Consider the following 17,501-nt stretch of genomic DNA (forward strand, 5'->3'; position numbering starts at 1 on the left):
TGATGGAGGGATAAGGATGGTTGCTAATCAACGGTTTGTGTTTATAGGAGATAGTATTACACAGGCGGATAAACTTGAAGATAGCGAACATATCGGTCATGGATATGTTCGGTATATTAAAGATTATATTGCCATAAATCAGCCTGAAGCTTTGCCGGTATTTTTTAATAAAGGTATCAATGGAAATAGAATCCTAGATTTAGAGAAAAGGTGGGAAGAGGATGTCCTATCGTTGCGCCCAGATTTAGTATCTATTTCAATTGGAATAAATGATGTATGGAGACAGCTAGACAACCCTGATATGGAACAAGTTACTCCTGTTATTTTTAGGGAAATATATGAGCGCCTTTTAACACAAGTAAAGATAAATACGGAAGCTAGGATCTTTTTAATGGAACCAACAATCATCGAGGAATCGGTAGAAGCAAAAGGGAATATTTTATTAAAGGATTTTGTAGCAGTGATTCATCAATTAGCAAAAAAACATGAAGCAATAGTTGTCCCGACACATCAAGTGTTTATCGAATATTTACAGAAACCCAATCATCAAGTGTTGACAACAGACGGAGTACATATGAATTCTGCTGGGAATATGTTGATGGCACAGGCATGGTTGAAAACCTATAATAATGTAATATAGCAAAATAGAAAACTATTAGTATAAGAGGCGTTGTTGCTAACTAACATGCCTCTTTCTTTTTGTGCAAACTGTTTATTCTAAACCAGTTAATCCAAAGAATAAGAAAGTCTTTCCTAATCCGAAATATCAAGGTATGATAGGAGAAGCAAATAGAAAGAGAGTGAACAACAAACATGACGATGCGACTTAGAGATTGGGATCGGAATTTAAAGATTCGTCTTGCTGGTGAATCAACCGTTAATGTTACATTTTGGATGTTTTTCCCGTTTTTAGCGATTTATTTTACAGAATCATTTGGCAAATCGATTGCTGGGTTCTTATTAATACTTTCACAAGGGTTTTCGGTTGTTGCCAATCTACTTGGTGGCTATTATGCAGATAAATACGGAAGAAAGAAAATGATGGTCCTATCAAGCTTGGCGCAAGGGATTTCTTACCTAGTCTTTGCTTTAGCAAGCTCTCCTTGGCTTGATTCTCCTGCCATTAGTTTTATCTGTTTTACAGTGATTAGCCTTTTTACAAGTATCTATTGGCCAGCAAGTCAAGCGATGGTAGCTGATGTAGTTAAGGAGAAAGATCGCAGTAGTGTATTTGCGATATTCTATACGTCTACTAATATTGCAGTAGTAATAGGCCCTATATTAGGAGGGTTCTTTTATAAGGATTATCGATTCTTCCTTTTACTAGCAGCTGGACTATTAAATATTCTATTAAGTATTGTTTTAAAAATTTGGATAGCAGAAACAGCCCCACCATACAAAGAGGCAACTGGCACAAAAAAGAATTGGATGATGGCGTTAGGTAATCAGATGAAAGATTATCAGGTTATTGTCAGAGATCGAACTTTTTTAATGTTTATTTTAGCAGGGGTATTAATCGGACAAACTTTTATGCAATTAGATTTATTACTGCCTGTTTATGTCGATGAAATGGTTTCAACCCAAAGATTATTTTCTATCGGCAGTTGGTCGTTAGAGATTCAAAGTACGCAGGCATTTGGATTAATCCTAGCAGAAAATGGTTTAGTAGTAGCTATATTTACGATAATGGTGACAAGATGGATGTCTAAATACAAAGAGAAGAATGTATTTATTGTCTCCTCCTTTATTTATGCAACGGCAGTTATTATGTTTAGCCAAACCAATTTGATTATAGGGTTAATGTTTGCGATGCTATTATTTAGTTTTGCTGAACTGATGACAGCAGGAATCCAGCAAAGCTTTATATCGGAAATCGCTCCTCGGGACCAAAGGGGAAAATATTTTGCAGCAGCTAGTCTGAGGTTTACTTTTTCCAAAATGATTGCACCATTATCTATTCCAATGAGTGCGTGGTTTGGATTCAAATGGACATTTTTGATTATTGCTATACTTGCCATAATAAGTGCTTTTATTTATTATGTGATGTTTAAACAATTCGAAATGAAAAAGAGAAATTTACAAGCAGTGAAACAGTTATAATAAATAAACTCCTGCGGAATTAGGTGATAATCTAAAACCGCAGGAGTTTTTTTAAGTATTTTTTCTTCCTGTCGAATTCTCCATAGTCTGTTTGTGTGTGTAACAATTACTTTAACAATAGCAAAGATTGGGATTACAAGAACCATGCGGATAACACCTATAAATCGCCCCGCAACTAAAACTAAAACCATTACTGTGACTGGATGGATAGACATCCTTTTTCCAATAATTTGTGGTTGAACAAAAAGACTCTCCATTTGTTGAATAATCACAACAATTACGAGAACAATAATTGCCTGTATCGGCGAGTGTAATAGCCTGACGATGACAGAAGGAATAGCACCAATCCAAGGACCTACCAAAAATAAATTTAATCAATTTTGTCTTTACCTCCAAACTTTTTCCGTCATCTTATCGTCTAATAAGTAAGTAAGGGGGGTTATCGTATGGAAGAATTGTCAGCAAGCTGGAATGATATAGACAATAAAGAAGAAGTATTTGATGAAATAATGATTACATATGGACAAGAGCTGTTGCATTTGGTTTTTTCCTATGTGAAAAATCAAGCAATAGCCGAAGAATTAACACAGGATATATTTATAAAAGTATAATATTCGTTGAATAAATATAAGGGAAAATCTAGCTTACGAACATGGCTATGGAGAATAGCTATTATCCACTGTAAAGAAGGCTATTCCCAATTATCTCTTTATCGTTGCCATTTATAAGCTATGGACTAATGCCGACCATTATTAACGCTTTATTGATCGGTCTTGTGTTAAGTATTAATCGCAGAAAAAATATCTCATAACTTTTGGAGGATTCGAATGATTCGAATGTATTTAGAGTCAATGCTAATTTATATGATTTTTGGTGCGCCAATTTATTTAATATGTCGTACTCTCTACATTAGATTAAAGAAGCAAGAGTGGAAATGGAATAAGGAAATATTACTATTTCTATTTGTCCTGTTCTGTATTGGGGTTGCATCCCAAACCATTATTCCACAATGGTATATGTCGATGGAGAATGGAAAACAGAAACTTTATATTCAACGATTAGAAGGGGGAAGAAGCATAAACCTCATTCCTTTTTCAACAATTTTTTCCTATTTAGCTATTTCTAATGAGCAAGTTAGTAATTGGAACCAAGTATCTCTTATTAATCTATTAGGAAATGTGGTCGTCTTCGTGCCATTTGGGATTTTTCTTCCATTGTTATGGCGACAGTTTAGAAAGTTTTTTCCACTGTTTTGGATGTCAATTAGTATCCCATTGTTTATTGAAATTACTCAACTATTTATTGGGAGAAGTACGGATATTGATGATGTTCTTTTAAATGCGTTAGGGATTATTTTTGGATATTGTCTCTTTCAAATCTTTAATGCTCTTTTTCCAAAAAGACTAGTTGAGCTCCAAAGATGAGAAGTAGCTTTGAAAAGACTATGTTAGCCTTTTTAAAAATTCTTTAGCTACCCTAGAAATGCCTTTATTAGCGGCATATATATAACCAAAATAATAGGTGTTTATTAAGGTATCTACAAAAGGTAGGGTCACATAACTATTATTGTTTGCTAACCCAGTTATTGTTTTAAAGGCATAATCATAGCCAATATTAATCGCTGTGTTTCTTTCTAATGCATATCGAATTGTTTCTACATTGTTTGTCGTAAATAAAATTTCCATATTACTTTCCACCATATCTAAGTTTTGGACGAATTCTAATATAGATTGATCGTTGTACAAAATAATTGGCTGGTTCTCTAGCATTTTTTCAGTGATATAGGATTTGTTTGCTAAAGAAGAGTTTATATTAACTGCAACAACCATACAGCCATCATAAAGTTTATGAAAATGTATATTTTTATATTTTTGTATATCTTCTTCTTTAAATATAATAAATCCAATATCAACTTCTTCTTTTATTACTTTTTCGATAACATGCTGGGAATTATCCTCTTCTATAGAAGCCTTAATGGAAGGAAAGTCTTTTTTAAATAAAGTAATTTGATCAGCCAGCAAATCTAATGGTCCCGGAAACATAGCGATTTTTAACTCTCCTTTTAATGTGTCTGAAAAGTTTTCTGCTTCATCTAAGAATTCTTGTAATTTCTCTAGTGCGCCGTTAGCTTTTTGGATAAGGATCTCCCCCTTTTGTGTTGAATAGGTACCTTTTCTAGAACGGTGAAAGATCTCTACATTTAATTCTTTCTCTAGCTTTGTTACGGATTGACTTAGAGCAGGTAATGTAATATTTAACTTTTCTGCAGCCGTTTTTAATGAGCCGCTATTAGAAATTTCTACTATATATTTTAATTGTTCAATATTCATAGGTTGACCCTTTCTAAAAATAGTTTTAGTTAAGTAAAAGTTAACTATAGTTAATTATAATATAATTTCATATTAATAACATAAGTACTATAATTAATTTGTTTCTAAAACTTACGTTTTTAAGGCCTTAAATAACAAATAGCAATGGAAATTTAGCAGTTTAGCTGTAAAACTATTTAAGTCAGGGGATGTTTTACTCGTGAAAGCATTAAGATGGCATGACCAAAAAGATATTCGACTAGAAAATATTAAGGAACCTCAAGTAGAACCAGGCAAAGTAAAACTAAAAGTAAAATGGTGTGGAATTTGTGGAAGTGATTTACATGAATACTTAGGAGGTCCTATTTTTATACCTGTGGATCAGCCACATCCTTTAACAAATGAAGTAGCACCAATTACATTGGGACATGAATTCTCAGGGGAAATTGTTGAAATAGGAGAAGGAGTGACTGATTATCAAGTAGGCGATCGAGTGGTTGTTGAACCGATTTTTGCTACACATGGTCATCAAGGAGCCTATAATTTAGATGAAAATATGGGATTCTTAGGATTAGCGGGCGGAGGAGGCGGTTTCTCCGAATATGTCTCTGTGGAAACAGAATTACTGCATAAATTGCCTGATGAATTATCCTATGAACAAGGGGCATTAGTAGAGCCTTCTGCTGTAGCTTTATATGCTGTACGATCTAGTAAAGTTCAAGCAGGGGATACTGCTGCAGTTTTCGGATGTGGTCCAATTGGGTTACTAGTAATTGAGGCTTTGAAAGCGGCAGGAGCAACAGATATTTATGCAATAGAGCTTTCTCCTGAACGCCAGGCAAAAGCGGAAGAATTAGGAGCAATTGTTGTTAATCCAGCTGAATATGAAGATGTTGTAGCTGAACTTATTCACCGGACAAATGGTGGGGTAGATGTATCTTTTGAAGTTACTGGGGTACCAGTAGTTCTAAAACAGGCTATTCAATCTACGACTATTGCAGGAGAAACTGTTATTGTAAGTATATGGGAAAAAGGCGCGGAAATTCTCCCAAATGATATCGTTATCAAGGAACGTACTATTAAGGGGATTATTGGTTATCGAGATGTATTTCCAAGTGTGTTGAACTTAATGAGAAAAGGCTATTTTTCTGCAGATAAATTGGTAACCAAAAAAATTAAATTGGACGATGTAGTAGAAGAAGGCTTTAAATCATTGCTATCAGAAAAAAATCAAGTGAAGATTTTAGTAAGTGCAGAATGAGTAAATAATTTATAAAAAAGTCAGCGATTGTCGCTGACTTTTAATTTATTTTTATTCAACTGCCTCATTCATTTTCGTTGGACTAGTTTGTTCTTCTGTTTCTTTTGGTGGAACCGCACGTTTTACGAAAAAGGAAAGTATAAGTGCGACTAATACAACTCCAACAGATATTAAGAAGGTATCATTAATTCCTTCAAGCATTGCCTGCATTCCGAGCTGTTCTTGCATAGTAGCAAGTGCTTCTGGAGTTGGTTGAGTAGTTGAATTACTCATCTCTTTCATTGCTTGAGCTGCCAATTCTTCCCCATGTGTTGCTGTACGTTGAGACATGATGGTAATCATAACTGCAGAGCCAATTGCTCCTGACACTTGGGACAATGTGTTATTTAATGCTGTTCCATGCGGATTCATTCTTTGTGGCAATTCATTTAAACCATTTGTCATAATCGGCATCATAACCATGGACATACCAAGCATACGTACGGAATAAATTAGTACTAGTGTAGTTGTTGTAGTTGTCATGGATAATTGACTAAACATATAGGTTGTGATTGCAGTCAATGTTAATCCAATTAAAGCTAGTGTTCTTGCTCCATATTTGTCAAAAAGTCTTCCATTAATAGGAGACATAATTCCCATAATAATCGCACCTGGTAATAATAACAATCCAGAGTGGAATGGGGAAATTCCTCTAACTGTTTGAATATACATTGGCATCAGTAGCATCGCAGAGAATAGTGCAATGTTAATTACAATGGTAATAACTGCTGAAAGCGAGAATAACGGGTACTTAAAGATTCGGAATTCAAGCATTGGAGTAGTCATTTTTAATTGACGAAGAACAAAGAAAATAAGAGCTATTGCACCCACAATTAAAGTGCCATAAACATGAATATTAGTCCATCCTTTTGTACCTGCAGAACTAAATCCATATAATAAACCACCGAATCCTAGGCTCGATAAAACGACAGATAAGCGATCGATGTGAATATCCACTTTTTCCTTCTTATCCTTAATTTTAAAAATCGCTAAAATTAAAACAATGATGGCAATTGGCGAAACAACATAGAATAACATTCTCCATTCATAATGTTCGACAATATATCCTGATAAGGTCGGACCAATTGCTGGAGCGAAAGTCATAATAAGTCCAAAAACACCCATTGCACTCCCACGTTTTTCAACTGGAAAACTGGTTAACAAGAAGTTCATTAATACAGGTAGCATAATGGACGACCCAGAAGCCTGTATCATACGTGAAAGTAACAATATTGGGAAGGAATGAGCCATTCCAGCCATTATAGTACCAAAAGCAAAAAGAGACATTGCTGTGATAAATAATCTTCTTGTTGAATATTTTTGAATTAAGAAAGCGGATGTTGGAATCATAACTCCATTAACCAGCATATAGCCAGTAATAAGCCATTGTCCAATAGATGGATCAATTTCGAAGTCCGCGCTTATAGATGGTAAAGCAATATTTAACAGTGTTGAATTTAGAAATGCGACAAAGGCACCAGCCATTAAAATAACAATTATGCCATATGGCGGTTTTTTTTCATTCGTTGTTGCATTTATGTTCATTAAAACAATTCCTCCTCATGACCTATATGTTCTTAATATCCTTATTGAAACTAAGCTTAAATAATAATATACCTGTAGTATAAATATTGCAATAAAAATGTTTAGAATCCCTAAGTAAAAAAAGTTTGGTTGAAATGAACGCAAGATTTTTCAGATGAACTCCTTATAACACTGGGGTTTATCTGCTAATATTCTTGTGGAATGATTGTAATTTCTTTGTGAATAACCTAGTATATAATTTGAACCAGTAGTCTAATTTTCTTCTAAAGGTGATGAAATGAACAAACGTAAACAGCATGTAATGCAGCAAGCCCATGAATTATTTATTGAAAATGGATTTCAACAAACGTCTATTCAAGACATATTAGCTGCAAGTAATATTTCTAAAGGTACGTTTTATAATTACTTTTCGAGTAAAAATGAATTGTTGATTTCTATTTTTAAGAATATCTATACGGAATTAGAATGGCAAAGGAAGCAATTATTAATTGGTCAAGATAAAGCAGATAGTACTCTTTTTATTAAGCAAATTGAAATGTTAATTAAGACAAATAACCAATATAAAATTATTTCTTTATTTGAAGAAATTCTTTTTACGAATGATGAAGAATTAAAAAACTATATAAAAAATAGAAGAGTACATGAGTTAAACTGGGTGTATAATCGATTAGTAGATATTTGTGGCTCAAAAAACAAAACCTATTTATTGGATTGCTCTATCATGTTAATGGGTATGATTCATTCTACTATTTATATGCATACTTTAGTCTATCAAGATAACACAAATGTTCATGAAATTGTTCAGTATTGTGTGAATAGAGTTCTTGATATGGTTAACCATTTATCTAATACAAAGGAAGTACTTTTAAATCCAGATATGCTTTATAATTGGCTTGCAGTTCAAACTATAAACAATGAAGATTTGGGGAAAAAGGAAATTTATTGTATGCTTTATACGTTAAAAGCGAATGTAAAAAAAGATAATGATAGGCTAACTAATCATGAAAAAATAGAACAATTATTAACATTCGTTGAAGAAGAGATAGAGATCAAACACCCAAGATATTTTATTATCGAAAGTACATTGATGTCTTTGATGCAAGAAGTAAAAGATTCACCATATGCTAAAATGGTTCTAACACTTATAGAAAGCATGGAAAAAGTATATTCTAAACAGAATTAATAACTGTCAATAGGGAAAAGTCACAGTTAAAATGATGACTTTTCCTTTTTGCTATTTTCTAAAGTTTATTGGTAAAGTGGGGAATAACATTTGACTTATTCTGCACAGCCTGCCTTGTTTTTCTCCAATTTATGTCGCATGAAAAATGTAGCTGCTGCAATAATCACAACAAATGCTAAGCTAACAAAGAAGCCGATTCGAACTTGCTTTTCAATAATGGTTCCTGCAACAGCAGAGACAATAAGTAAAATACCAAATGAAGATTTTATTTTATCCCAAAGTTTTCCTTTCAGTACTTTAAAGGAAGAAAACAGAATGAAAGCCCAATTGTATAATAAAAGAATCCCAGCTGCCGTTGTAATGTATTCGAATATCTTCCCTGGTAATAAAAGGGCGGCAATAACAGAAGCAAAGAGCCCAATTCCTCCAAGAATAAAGGAAGGAAGAGGTAGCTGGTTAAATTTCTTTAATTTTTTTGTAAAGATCTTTGGTGCATCCCCATCATTTGCTAACGTAACTAACAAGCTAGTTACTCCAAATAAAGAAGCAGTCATAGTGGAAAATCCTGCAACGATAATAGCTCCATTAAAGACATGTGGAAAAAAGTTCAAATGATAATCTGATAAGGCGGTTACAAATGGACTCTCTTTTTCGGAAAACTGATCGAGTGGCGCTAAAATCGACGCCAGCCCTAGAGAAAGTACGTATATGATCACAAGAATGATTAGCATATTTGTCCCAGCTTTCGGTGCATCTTTTTTATCTTTTAACTGCATAGCCATTAACCCGATTACTTCTATTCCTCCATATGCATAAAATGCAAATAATAAAGAAATCCAGAACCCTTTGTAGCCTTTTGGGAATAGTTCATTCATGGAATGAGGAATAGAAATATCACTATTGCCTCCATGTATCCAGCCAAATACAGCAGCTGCTGCTAATCCAATAAACATAATAATCGCTGCTGTTTTGATAATAGCTAAATAATTTTCAACGCGATCAAAGCCTTTCGTTCCTAGAAAGACAACAAATAATGATAGAACAGCATAAATACACGCGAATACCCATAATGGAACTTTGGGAAACCAAAACTGTGATAAAAGCGAAAGTGCTGTTAATTGGCTGCCCATGATGAGGATATTAGAGAACCAATAATTCCATCCACAACTAAAGCCAGCCCATGGACCAAATGCTTTGTTTGCATAATAACAGAAAGAGCCTTCTTGGGGGTCTTCAGCAGTCATTTTAGCTAATTGATTAAAAACAATGTACGTACCAATAGCAGCTAAAATAAAGGTGAAAACGATGGAAGGACCCGTTTCTTTAATGCCAAGACTAGACCCTAGAAAATAGCCAGTTCCTATCGTACAGCCTACACCAATTAAGGATAGCTGCCACCATTTTAGATTTTCAGATTTAGATGAATTTGAATTGTTTTGTTTTTTCGTCATGTCTTTCTCCTCTTTCAGTAATGATGAAGGGATTACATAAAAAAGATTGCCTTACAAAGTAACCACTATTAGTATGTCAGCTTTTACAGCAATTATTTGCTTTACTTAAAATAGGAAAAATTACATTCATAATAGAAAAAATTATTTCCTAATGAAATAATTGTGAAATGATGGTAACTTAGATGAGGTGAGAATTTTTTCGTAAATGGGGAGAAATGATGATTAGATTCGACAATTACTTATTCGTTCTATTATTAAATGTTGTTCCAATTTTTATTTATTATTATTATTTTCATAAAATGAAAATTAAAAATAAAACAGTATTCACCTTTATTTATTGTTCAGCCATATTAATTTTATCCATGACATTTCCTTTAGAAATAGCACCTGGGCATATTTATGATTTAAGGACAATTCCTTGGTTGATAGCTTTTTTCTATGGAGGGTTTCCAGCAGGTTTATTGACAACTGTTGTGATGGGGATTTACAGATATATGATTGGCGTTAATGCAGGATTATTAGTGACAATGATTATCGTACTGTTATCACTACCCATTTTGTATTATGCCATCAAAAGATACAAACAGACCCAATCTTTCATAAAAAAAATAATGATAGCTTGTATTACATCGTTATTTCCTATAAGCATTGATTTAATCGCTACTTCATTTTTCACAAATAAAATAACCTTAACATTTATTGTTTATTTATATTTAGCTCATCTCGTTACTTTTATTATCTCTATTTATCTAATAGAGTCACTCTCTTATCAAGAAAGGCAGAAGGAGCAAAAACAGCAAACAGAGCGGATAAGATTAATTGGCGAAATGGCCGCTTCTGCTGCACATGAAATACGAAATCCTTTAACGGTTGTTAAAGGATACACTCATTTATTGAAAGAATCCTCCAATATCACAGAAAAACAACAAGAGATGCTTTCACTTATGGGATCAGAATTAGTCAGGGCTGAAAAAATTATAAATGATTATTTATCACTTGCTCGGCCAAATGAAGGGGTTAAAGAACAGATTGATTTAGCTGTTTTTCTAAAAAAAGTAGAAGAGATAATCAACCCCTATGCACTATTAAATAACGTAAAAATTATTAATCACGTTCATACCCCTTGTTCATTAATGCTGGGCAAGATGAAATTCTGCAATTGTTTATAAATATGATCAAGAATGCTATTGAAGCAATAGAGAGCAAGGGGGAAGTGGTTATATCCGAACAAATTAAAGAAAAATATATAAAGATTAATATTATGGATAATGGAAAAGGAATGTCTGAAGATGAACTGAACAGATTAGGAACTCCTTTTTACTCCACAAAAACACAAGGAACAGGTATCGGTACAACGGTTTGCTTTAATATTGTTCATCACCTAAACGGCAAAATCAAGATTAAAAGTAAAGTTAACAAAGGAACAACTTTTTCTATTTATTTGCCGATTGTTAGTAAATAAATGCTGTTAAAATAAATTCTTTAGTAATGCTAGTAGCCTAGCCTAAATAAAAGAGAGATGTATGGGCATAGTATAAACTACGGATAAATTTTGCTCATACATTCTTTTAAGAAGGTAAAATGTAAACACTTACAGGGGTTTTTGGTTTTTCTGAAGAATATATATAAGGAAGGAATGAATATTTCATCCGTTTTCTCACATAATAGTTTAGGAAATATAAAAACTGAGAATATTTCGAGTAAATATTTTATTTGTTGTTTTTGTGGCGACAATCACTTTATAGGTGATAAACTTCACTTTTATTCAAAAAAACTCTATTTTTTTGTCAAACTTACATTTATTTTTGTTCAAAAAGTGGTATTATATTAAAGGAGTTTAATGATGGAGAGGTTGTACACATCCTCTTCTAAGGTTTTAAAGAGGACTTTAACCAGGATTTTATTTTGTACATACCTTCAATCATTTTAACTAGAGTTGGTAAAAATATCTTTTGCAAATTTTTGTGCAGTCAATCACAAGAAATTTGTTAATAACATTTAAGCGAAAAGCTTATAGTAAAGGAGAATCAGTTATGTCAGAAACTACTGCTCAAACGAATGCTGAAAAACAACTGACTGCTACAAATCAAGACCTATTGGATCAGTTGTTAAAGCCTGAGGTACAAGAATCATTGACAACATTAATCGAGCAATTACCTAAGTTAACGGAAATGGTTAATGGATTATCTAAATCATATGATGTTGTTCAATCATTATCACAAGATGAAGTTTTTAAGGGCGATATTGTTGGTGCGACTACTGAAATGTTCGAACCAGTAATCCATTCAGTTAAAGGAATGGCTTCAGCAGCAATTGAAGCAAAAGATCGTGCTGAAGAAAGCAATGAAACAATTGGCATCTTTGGTTTAATGAAAATGTTAAAAGATCCACAAGCACAAAAGATGTTCCGTTTTCTACAGAGCTATCTTCAAATTATGTCAGAGCGCAATAATAAATAATCTTTCATGTAGAGTCTTCCAAAGTAAGCTATTTGTCTAATAAAAAGGAATTCCTTTAAGGACAATGCAGAAAAGGAAGCCTGCCAATACTTTTAAATGTAATAAGGACGGAGGATTTACTATGTCAAAACATATCGTTATATTAGGTGCTGGATACGGCGGCCTTTTAGCAGCTTTAAATGTTCGTAAATTTTACAGTAAAGCAGAAGCTACAGTTACTGTAATTAATAAATATCCAACACATCAAATTATTACGGAATTGCACCGTTTAGCAGCAGGAAACGTTTCTGAAAAAGCAGTTGCTATGCCGCTAGAGAAATTATTTAAAGGGAAAGACATTGATTTGAAAATTGCTTCCGTTGATTCTTTCAATGTGGATACAAAAGAAGTTGCTTTAGGTGATGGATCTAAACTAACTTATGATGCATTAGTTGTTGCTTTAGGAAGTGTAACTGCATACTTCGGTATCCCAGGATTAGAAGAAAACAGCATGGTTCTTAAATCTGCAGATGATGCAAACAAAATTTACAACCATGTTGAAGATCGTATTCGTGAATATGCGAAAACAAGAAAACAAGAAGATGCTACTATTTTAATTGGTGGTGGCGGACTAACAGGTGTCGAACTTGTTGGTGAACTTGCTGATATCTTACCAGGATTAACAAAAAAATACGGTGTTGATTTCCAAGATATTAAATTACTATTAGTAGAAGCAGGTCCGAAAATTCTTCCTGTCTTACCAGAAGACTTAATCGAACGTGCAACAAAAAGCTTGGAAAAGCGTGGCGTAACATTCTTAACTGGACTTCCTGTAACAAATGTAGCAGGCAATGTTATTGATCTTAAAGATGGTCAACAAATCGTTGCTAATACATTTGTATGGACAGGCGGCGTTCAAGGAAACCCATTAGTTGGTGTTTCTGGATTAGAAGTTAACCGTGGCCGTGCAACAGTTAATGAATTCTTACAGTCTACTTCACACCCTGATGTCTTTGTTGCTGGTGACAGTGCTGTATACTTCCCTGCTGATGGAGATGGTCGTCCAGCACCACCAACTGCGCAAATTGCTTGGCAAATGGGAGAATTAATCGGATACAATCTATATGCTTACCTGGAAAACGGAGCATTAGATACTTTTGATCCAATTAACTCTGGTACACTTGCTAGTCTTGGTAGAAAAGATGGAGTTGCAATCGTAGGCGGAAGCTCCACTCCATTAAAAGGATTACCTGCTTCCCTAATGAAAGAAGCAAGTAATATTCGTTACTTATCACATATTAAAGGATTATTCAGCTTAGCTTATTAATCCTAGTGAACAAAGATGAGTATGGTGCATGGCACTGTACTCATCTTTTTTTCTTTTGGCTGTTTTCTAAAAGACTTTCCATCTCGAAACGGACTGAATTTGAAATAGTGAGCAGCCTTTAATAAATGTAGATAATATATAAAATAATGAGATAGAGATAATTTCTTCCATGTAAAATAACTTAGGTTGTCTTTTTCGGTTAAATTTGCTTTATTTTACTCCTTTTTGTTTCTTTACTTTCCTAAATTTCAGGCGTAATATCATTCATGTTAAAACAAATTAATACAAATCGCTTAATTCATTTTGGAACGGGGGACCCGACATTGTGTGAAACACTAGGGGTGAATCCTTATTAAGGAAGGGCAACTCTCATATGCCCTAATCCGACAGCTAACTCCGGAAGCGTTTAGAGGGGAGAATACTTGGCGTACACTATTATACGACTACAAAGTAATTCTTTGTAGTTTTTTTGTGTTTAAAAGTAAAGTTATGAAAAGTTTATAGTGAGGGATATATCGTGAATAAATCAACCGTCAAAAGAATCATTATTGGAAAACCTTTGAAAACAAGTGCTTTAGGAGAACAAAAATTAAATAAATTAAAAGCGTTGGCTATACTTTCATCTGATGCGCTTTCATCTGTAGCGTATGGAACAGAACAGATTTTGCTTGTCTTATCGGCAGTAGGATTCCTTGCTTATTGGTACTCTATTCCTATTGCGATTGGTGTGCTTATTTTATTGACAGCTTTGATGTTGTCTTATCGTCAAATTATTTATGCCTATCCACAAGGCGGAGGAGCATATGTTGTATCTAAAAATAATTTAGGCGAAAATGCAGGACTTATTGCAGGTGGATCGCTTTTAGTAGACTATATTCTAACCGTCGCAGTTAGTGTTTCGGCTGGAACAGATGCGATAACTTCTGCTTTTCCAAGTTTGTATCATTACAATGTTATTATCGCAATATTGATGGTTATTCTGATAACAATTTTAAATTTAAGAGGGGTAACCGAATCTGCGTCTATTTTAGCTTATCCCGTCTATTTGTTTGTTTTTACTTTATTAATTTTAATTGGTGTTGGTATTTGGAAGGTTGTAAACGGAGAAGTTCCTACAGAGCTACACACGCCGATTGGGACGACTGTTCCAGGGTTAAGTGTCTTTTTATTGTTAAAGGCATTTTCTTCTGGCTGTTCTGCTTTAACAGGTGTGGAAGCAATTTCTAATGCTGTGCCAAATTTCAAAGAACCATCTGCCAAAAATGCAGTTAAAACGTTAACGATGATGGGGTTATTCTTAGCTGTATTATTTTCCGGGATTACTTTTCTTGCCTTCTGGTTTGGGATTGCTCCGAGTGGAGAGGAAACGGTAATTTCTCAAATAGCTACCGAAGTGTTTGGAAAAAATGCTATGTATTATTTTATCCAAGTGACAACTGCCATCATTTTAATATTGGCAGCTAATACTGGCTATGCTGCGTTTCCGTTGCTTGCCGTAAATTTAGCGTCGGATAAATATATGCCACGTATATTTACAGTTAGAGGAGATCGATTAAGCTATTCAAATGGAATTGTTATCTTAGGTATCTCCTCTATATTATTAATCATTTTCTTCGGTGGTCATACAGAAAAGCTGATTCCTTTATATGCAGTTGGTGTATTTATTCCATTTACATTATCGCAAACAGGAATGAGCAGAAAATGGATGAAAGAGAAGCCTGAGGGTTGGAAAGGGAAGTTAGCAATTAATTTAATTGGAGCGTTTATTACCTTTACCGTTTTAGTAATTTTGTTCACAACTAAGTTTTTTCAAGTATGGCCAGTATTATTTTTTCTCCCTATCGTTGTTTTCGGGTTTCATAAAATAAACAAGCATTATCAAAATGTTGCAGAACAATTAAGAGTAGCAAAGACAAGTTCAGCGATAAAAATGGAAGGGAATATGGTTATTCTTCCAGTTGCCGGGGTAACGAAAGTGGTAGAGAATTCTTTAGCATATGCGGAGACGGTAGGAGATGTAGTAATTGCTGTATATGTTGCATTTGACAGAGAGAGTGAGAGAAGAATGGAGGAAAAATGGGAAGAATTTAGACCAGATATTCGTTTAGTAACCATTCATTCACAATATCGAAGTTTGATTAGGCCACTAGCAAGATTTATTGATACAATAGAGGAAAAAGCGGCGGAACAGAAACGTAGTGTGACGGTTATTATCCCACAATTTATTACGAAGAAAAGTTGGCATAATTTCTTACACAATCAGTCCAGTCTATTGATCAAGGCACATCTATTATATAAACGAAATATAATTGTAACTACTGTTCCCTATCATTTAAGAAAATAGTATATAAAATTATTATGATATAAAGGATAATTTTTCATTTTTTTCATAACCTATTGGTAAACTTTGAAAATAATAAAATTATCCTTTTTTTGTATAGTTAAGTAAGCAATAGTTTTCTGAAGTCAACATGGACAGCAGAAGTGTTTCTTACTAGTTATCCTAGCAAGGTGAATATTGTTAGGAAGGATATAAGTGTGATATCGATGATTCTAAGGGAGTAGTATAAAATATGAGACGCTGCTTATTAAGTATATCCATTATATCTATCTTTTTGTTAACTGGCTGTTGGGATCATTCGGAACTTAATCAAAATGCCATTGTGACAGGGATAGCAGTCGATAAAGGGGAAACCCATAAGTATAAGTTATCTATAGAGAGCACTTCTGCAACAGAGCTAAATCCCAGAACTGCTCAAGGTTTGGCTCCCGCAATTGTATACTCGATTGAAGGGGATACAATGGGAGAGATTACCCATAAGTTTAATGTTGCAATTTCTACTCACTTGGTATTTTCTCATACAAGATTACTTGTCATTGGCGAAGAAATAGCTCGAGAAGGTATTCTCAGCTTTATGGATTATTTCGATCGGGAAAGGGAAATAAGAGATGACTTCAACATAGTTGTTGCGAAAGATGGAGAGGCTGTTGATTTTTTACGGGTCATCAATGATTATCAAAAAGTCTCCTCTTTAAAAATATTTCCGCAGCTGGATCATATGCTTAAGGAATGGGGAGGAACACCTGGAATGAAATTAAACGATTTCATTCGTACATATGCATCAGAAGGTCAAGTTCCTGTGTTAGCTGCTATGATCATTTCAGGCGATAAAGAAATAGGAGGGAGTATGGATAATATTAAGACAACTACGCCAGGAGCAATCGCAAAAATAGATTCTTTAGCGATTTTTAAATATGGAAAGCTCCAAGGGTATCTGAATTTGCAAGAAACAAGAATTTTATTGTGGATTCAAAATAAATTGGAACGAACTTCTTTGACGATTCCTTATGAAGACCAAAAGTTTTTTGGATTACGTGTTATCCATACGCAGACGAAAATTAAAGCTAGGCAAGTTAATGGAAGACCGCAAATAGATATATTTGTTCGTGCGGAATCTACTTTAGATGGATCTGACAAAGAAATAAAGGCTGCAAAGGTAAACGCATTTGAAGATTTTGAAGAACGGAGCAATAATTACTTAGAGAAGGAATTCAGTAAACTAATTAAAAAAATGCAAACAGAATATGTGGCAGACATATTTGGACTAGGAGAAATATTTAGAGACCAAGATTATAAGCATTTTAAACAATATGTAGAAAATTGGGATGCTGGTTTTAAAGATGCAAAGATAAATGTTCATGTAAATATAGAAATAAAAAGAAGTGGTTTTAGAAACAATAGCTATAAGATAAATTAAATTAACTGACTTTTAATAATAGGAATTCTTTAAAAAAGACAACAATAGCGTTATGATAAAAAGGAGTATGAAGGAAGACTTCACAAAAGG

Annotated in this window: 15 protein-coding genes, 2 pseudogenes and 1 riboswitch; of the genes and pseudogenes, 13 read left to right on the forward strand and 4 right to left on the reverse strand. The window is 33.8% G+C overall.

Annotation, left to right across the window (positions count from 1 at the left end; all coding sequences use genetic code 11):
• The first annotated feature begins 16 nt into the window (after positions 1-16).
• Both ACTNDN_RS01905 and ACTNDN_RS01910 read left to right on the forward strand, forming a co-directional pair.
• Complete coding sequence (locus tag ACTNDN_RS01905; protein WP_031539100.1) at positions 17-640, forward strand: SGNH/GDSL hydrolase family protein; 624 nt, start codon at positions 17-19, stop codon at positions 638-640.
• A gap of 179 nt (positions 641-819) precedes the next feature.
• Positions 820-2,100: an MDR family MFS transporter gene (locus tag ACTNDN_RS01910; protein WP_441130760.1), complete on the forward strand. Its 1,281-nt coding sequence runs from the start codon at positions 820-822 to the stop codon at positions 2,098-2,100.
• Here ACTNDN_RS01910 and ACTNDN_RS01915 read toward each other — a convergent pair.
• A complete protein-coding gene (locus tag ACTNDN_RS01915) occupies positions 2,037-2,462 on the reverse strand; it encodes an AI-2E family transporter (protein WP_419181471.1) in 426 nt (141 codons plus the stop codon). The genes ACTNDN_RS01910 and ACTNDN_RS01915 overlap by 64 nt on opposite strands.
• Positions 2,463-2,546: 84 nt before the next feature.
• On the opposite strand from ACTNDN_RS01915, the pseudogene ACTNDN_RS01920 reads away from it, so the two are divergent.
• The 3 genes and pseudogenes from ACTNDN_RS01920 to ACTNDN_RS01930 form a co-directional block, all read left to right on the forward strand.
• A pseudogene (locus tag ACTNDN_RS01920) lies at positions 2,547-2,789 on the forward strand (sigma factor); the annotation flags it as partial.
• A 2-nt stretch (positions 2,790-2,791) separates the two neighbouring features.
• Positions 2,792-2,911, forward strand: a pseudogene (locus ACTNDN_RS01925) (FtsW/RodA/SpoVE family cell cycle protein); the annotation flags it as partial.
• A gap of 16 nt (positions 2,912-2,927) precedes the next feature.
• Positions 2,928-3,524 carry a VanZ family protein gene (locus ACTNDN_RS01930; protein ID WP_441130640.1) on the forward strand — a complete coding sequence of 199 codons (597 nt, stop codon included), beginning with the start codon at positions 2,928-2,930 and terminating at the stop codon, positions 3,522-3,524.
• Positions 3,525-3,542: 18 nt separating this feature from the next.
• On the opposite strand, the gene ACTNDN_RS01935 is transcribed toward ACTNDN_RS01930, so the two are convergent.
• The gene (locus ACTNDN_RS01935) at positions 3,543-4,430 is read right to left on the reverse strand and encodes a LysR family transcriptional regulator (RefSeq protein WP_235251997.1); all 888 of its coding nucleotides are present in this window, start codon (positions 4,428-4,430) and stop codon (positions 3,543-3,545) included.
• Positions 4,431-4,629: 199 nt separating this feature from the next.
• Between ACTNDN_RS01935 and ACTNDN_RS01940 the strand changes: the two genes are divergently transcribed.
• Positions 4,630-5,670: a 2,3-butanediol dehydrogenase gene (locus tag ACTNDN_RS01940; RefSeq protein ID WP_031539092.1), complete on the forward strand. Its 1,041-nt coding sequence runs from the start codon at positions 4,630-4,632 to the stop codon at positions 5,668-5,670.
• A gap of 51 nt (positions 5,671-5,721) precedes the next feature.
• On the opposite strand, the gene ACTNDN_RS01945 is transcribed toward ACTNDN_RS01940, so the two are convergent.
• Positions 5,722-7,254, reverse strand: a complete 1,533-nt coding sequence (locus ACTNDN_RS01945; protein WP_031539091.1) for a DHA2 family efflux MFS transporter permease subunit — start codon at positions 7,252-7,254, stop codon at positions 5,722-5,724.
• 277 nt (positions 7,255-7,531) lie between these two features.
• On the opposite strand from ACTNDN_RS01945, the gene ACTNDN_RS01950 reads away from it, so the two are divergent.
• Positions 7,532-8,437: a TetR/AcrR family transcriptional regulator gene (locus ACTNDN_RS01950; protein ID WP_441130643.1), complete on the forward strand. Its 906-nt coding sequence runs from the start codon at positions 7,532-7,534 to the stop codon at positions 8,435-8,437.
• A 95-nt stretch (positions 8,438-8,532) separates the two neighbouring features.
• Here ACTNDN_RS01950 and ACTNDN_RS01955 read toward each other — a convergent pair whose 3' ends face one another.
• Entirely contained in the window at positions 8,533-9,888 is a 1,356-nt protein-coding gene (locus ACTNDN_RS01955) for an amino acid permease (RefSeq protein ID WP_441130645.1), read from the reverse strand.
• A 218-nt stretch (positions 9,889-10,106) separates the two neighbouring features.
• On the opposite strand from ACTNDN_RS01955, the gene ACTNDN_RS01960 reads away from it, so the two are divergent.
• The 6 genes from ACTNDN_RS01960 to ACTNDN_RS01985 all read left to right on the forward strand — a co-directional run bounded on the left by ACTNDN_RS01960 (position 10,107) and on the right by ACTNDN_RS01985 (position 17,411).
• On the forward strand, positions 10,107-11,057 hold the full coding sequence (locus ACTNDN_RS01960; RefSeq protein ID WP_441130647.1) for a histidine kinase dimerization/phospho-acceptor domain-containing protein: 951 nt from the start codon (positions 10,107-10,109) through the stop codon (positions 11,055-11,057).
• Positions 11,048-11,350, forward strand: coding sequence for a sensor histidine kinase (locus ACTNDN_RS01965; protein ID WP_031539087.1), 303 nt, complete (start codon positions 11,048-11,050; stop codon positions 11,348-11,350). The genes ACTNDN_RS01960 and ACTNDN_RS01965 overlap by 10 nt, the downstream gene beginning before the upstream one ends.
• Positions 11,351-11,921: 571 nt before the next feature.
• Positions 11,922-12,347: a DUF1641 domain-containing protein gene (locus ACTNDN_RS01970; RefSeq protein ID WP_031539086.1), complete on the forward strand. Its 426-nt coding sequence runs from the start codon at positions 11,922-11,924 to the stop codon at positions 12,345-12,347.
• A 121-nt stretch (positions 12,348-12,468) separates the two neighbouring features.
• A complete protein-coding gene (locus tag ACTNDN_RS01975) occupies positions 12,469-13,653 on the forward strand; it encodes an NAD(P)/FAD-dependent oxidoreductase (protein ID WP_031539085.1) in 1,185 nt (394 codons plus the stop codon).
• A 280-nt stretch (positions 13,654-13,933) separates the two neighbouring features.
• Positions 13,934-14,072, forward strand: a riboswitch (cyclic di-AMP (ydaO/yuaA leader).
• 98 nt (positions 14,073-14,170) lie between these two features.
• A complete protein-coding gene (locus tag ACTNDN_RS01980; RefSeq protein ID WP_441130649.1) occupies positions 14,171-15,997 on the forward strand; it encodes an APC family permease in 1,827 nt (608 codons plus the stop codon).
• 229 nt (positions 15,998-16,226) lie between these two features.
• The gene (locus ACTNDN_RS01985) at positions 16,227-17,411 is read left to right on the forward strand and encodes a Ger(x)C family spore germination protein (RefSeq protein ID WP_441130651.1); all 1,185 of its coding nucleotides are present in this window, start codon (positions 16,227-16,229) and stop codon (positions 17,409-17,411) included.
• Positions 17,412-17,501: the final 90 nt, after the last annotated feature.

Source organism: Niallia sp. HCP3S3_B10, assembly GCF_052064465.1.
Classification (GTDB): domain Bacteria; phylum Bacillota; class Bacilli; order Bacillales; family Cytobacillaceae; genus Niallia; species Niallia hominis.

Excerpts from the sequence above, each read along its gene's own strand:
- ACTNDN_RS01905 (WP_031539100.1), top strand. The coding sequence starts at position 17 with ATGGTTGCTAATCAACGGTTTGTGTTTATAGGAGATAGTATTACACAG.
- ACTNDN_RS01910 (WP_441130760.1), top strand. The coding sequence starts at position 820 with ATGCGACTTAGAGATTGGGATCGGAATTTAAAGATTCGTCTTGCTGGT.
- ACTNDN_RS01930 (WP_441130640.1), top strand. The coding sequence starts at position 2,928 with ATGATTCGAATGTATTTAGAGTCAATGCTAATTTATATGATTTTTGGT.
- ACTNDN_RS01935 (WP_235251997.1), bottom strand. The coding sequence starts at position 4,430 with ATGAATATTGAACAATTAAAATATATAGTAGAAATTTCTAATAGCGGC.
- ACTNDN_RS01945 (WP_031539091.1), bottom strand. The coding sequence starts at position 7,254 with ATGAACATAAATGCAACAACGAATGAAAAAAAACCGCCATATGGCATA.
- ACTNDN_RS01950 (WP_441130643.1), top strand. The coding sequence starts at position 7,532 with ATGAACAAACGTAAACAGCATGTAATGCAGCAAGCCCATGAATTATTT.
- ACTNDN_RS01955 (WP_441130645.1), bottom strand. The coding sequence starts at position 9,888 with ATGACGAAAAAACAAAACAATTCAAATTCATCTAAATCTGAAAATCTA.
- ACTNDN_RS01960 (WP_441130647.1), top strand. The coding sequence starts at position 10,107 with ATGATTAGATTCGACAATTACTTATTCGTTCTATTATTAAATGTTGTT.
- ACTNDN_RS01970 (WP_031539086.1), top strand. The coding sequence starts at position 11,922 with ATGTCAGAAACTACTGCTCAAACGAATGCTGAAAAACAACTGACTGCT.
- ACTNDN_RS01975 (WP_031539085.1), top strand. The coding sequence starts at position 12,469 with ATGTCAAAACATATCGTTATATTAGGTGCTGGATACGGCGGCCTTTTA.
- ACTNDN_RS01985 (WP_441130651.1), top strand. The coding sequence starts at position 16,227 with ATGAGACGCTGCTTATTAAGTATATCCATTATATCTATCTTTTTGTTA.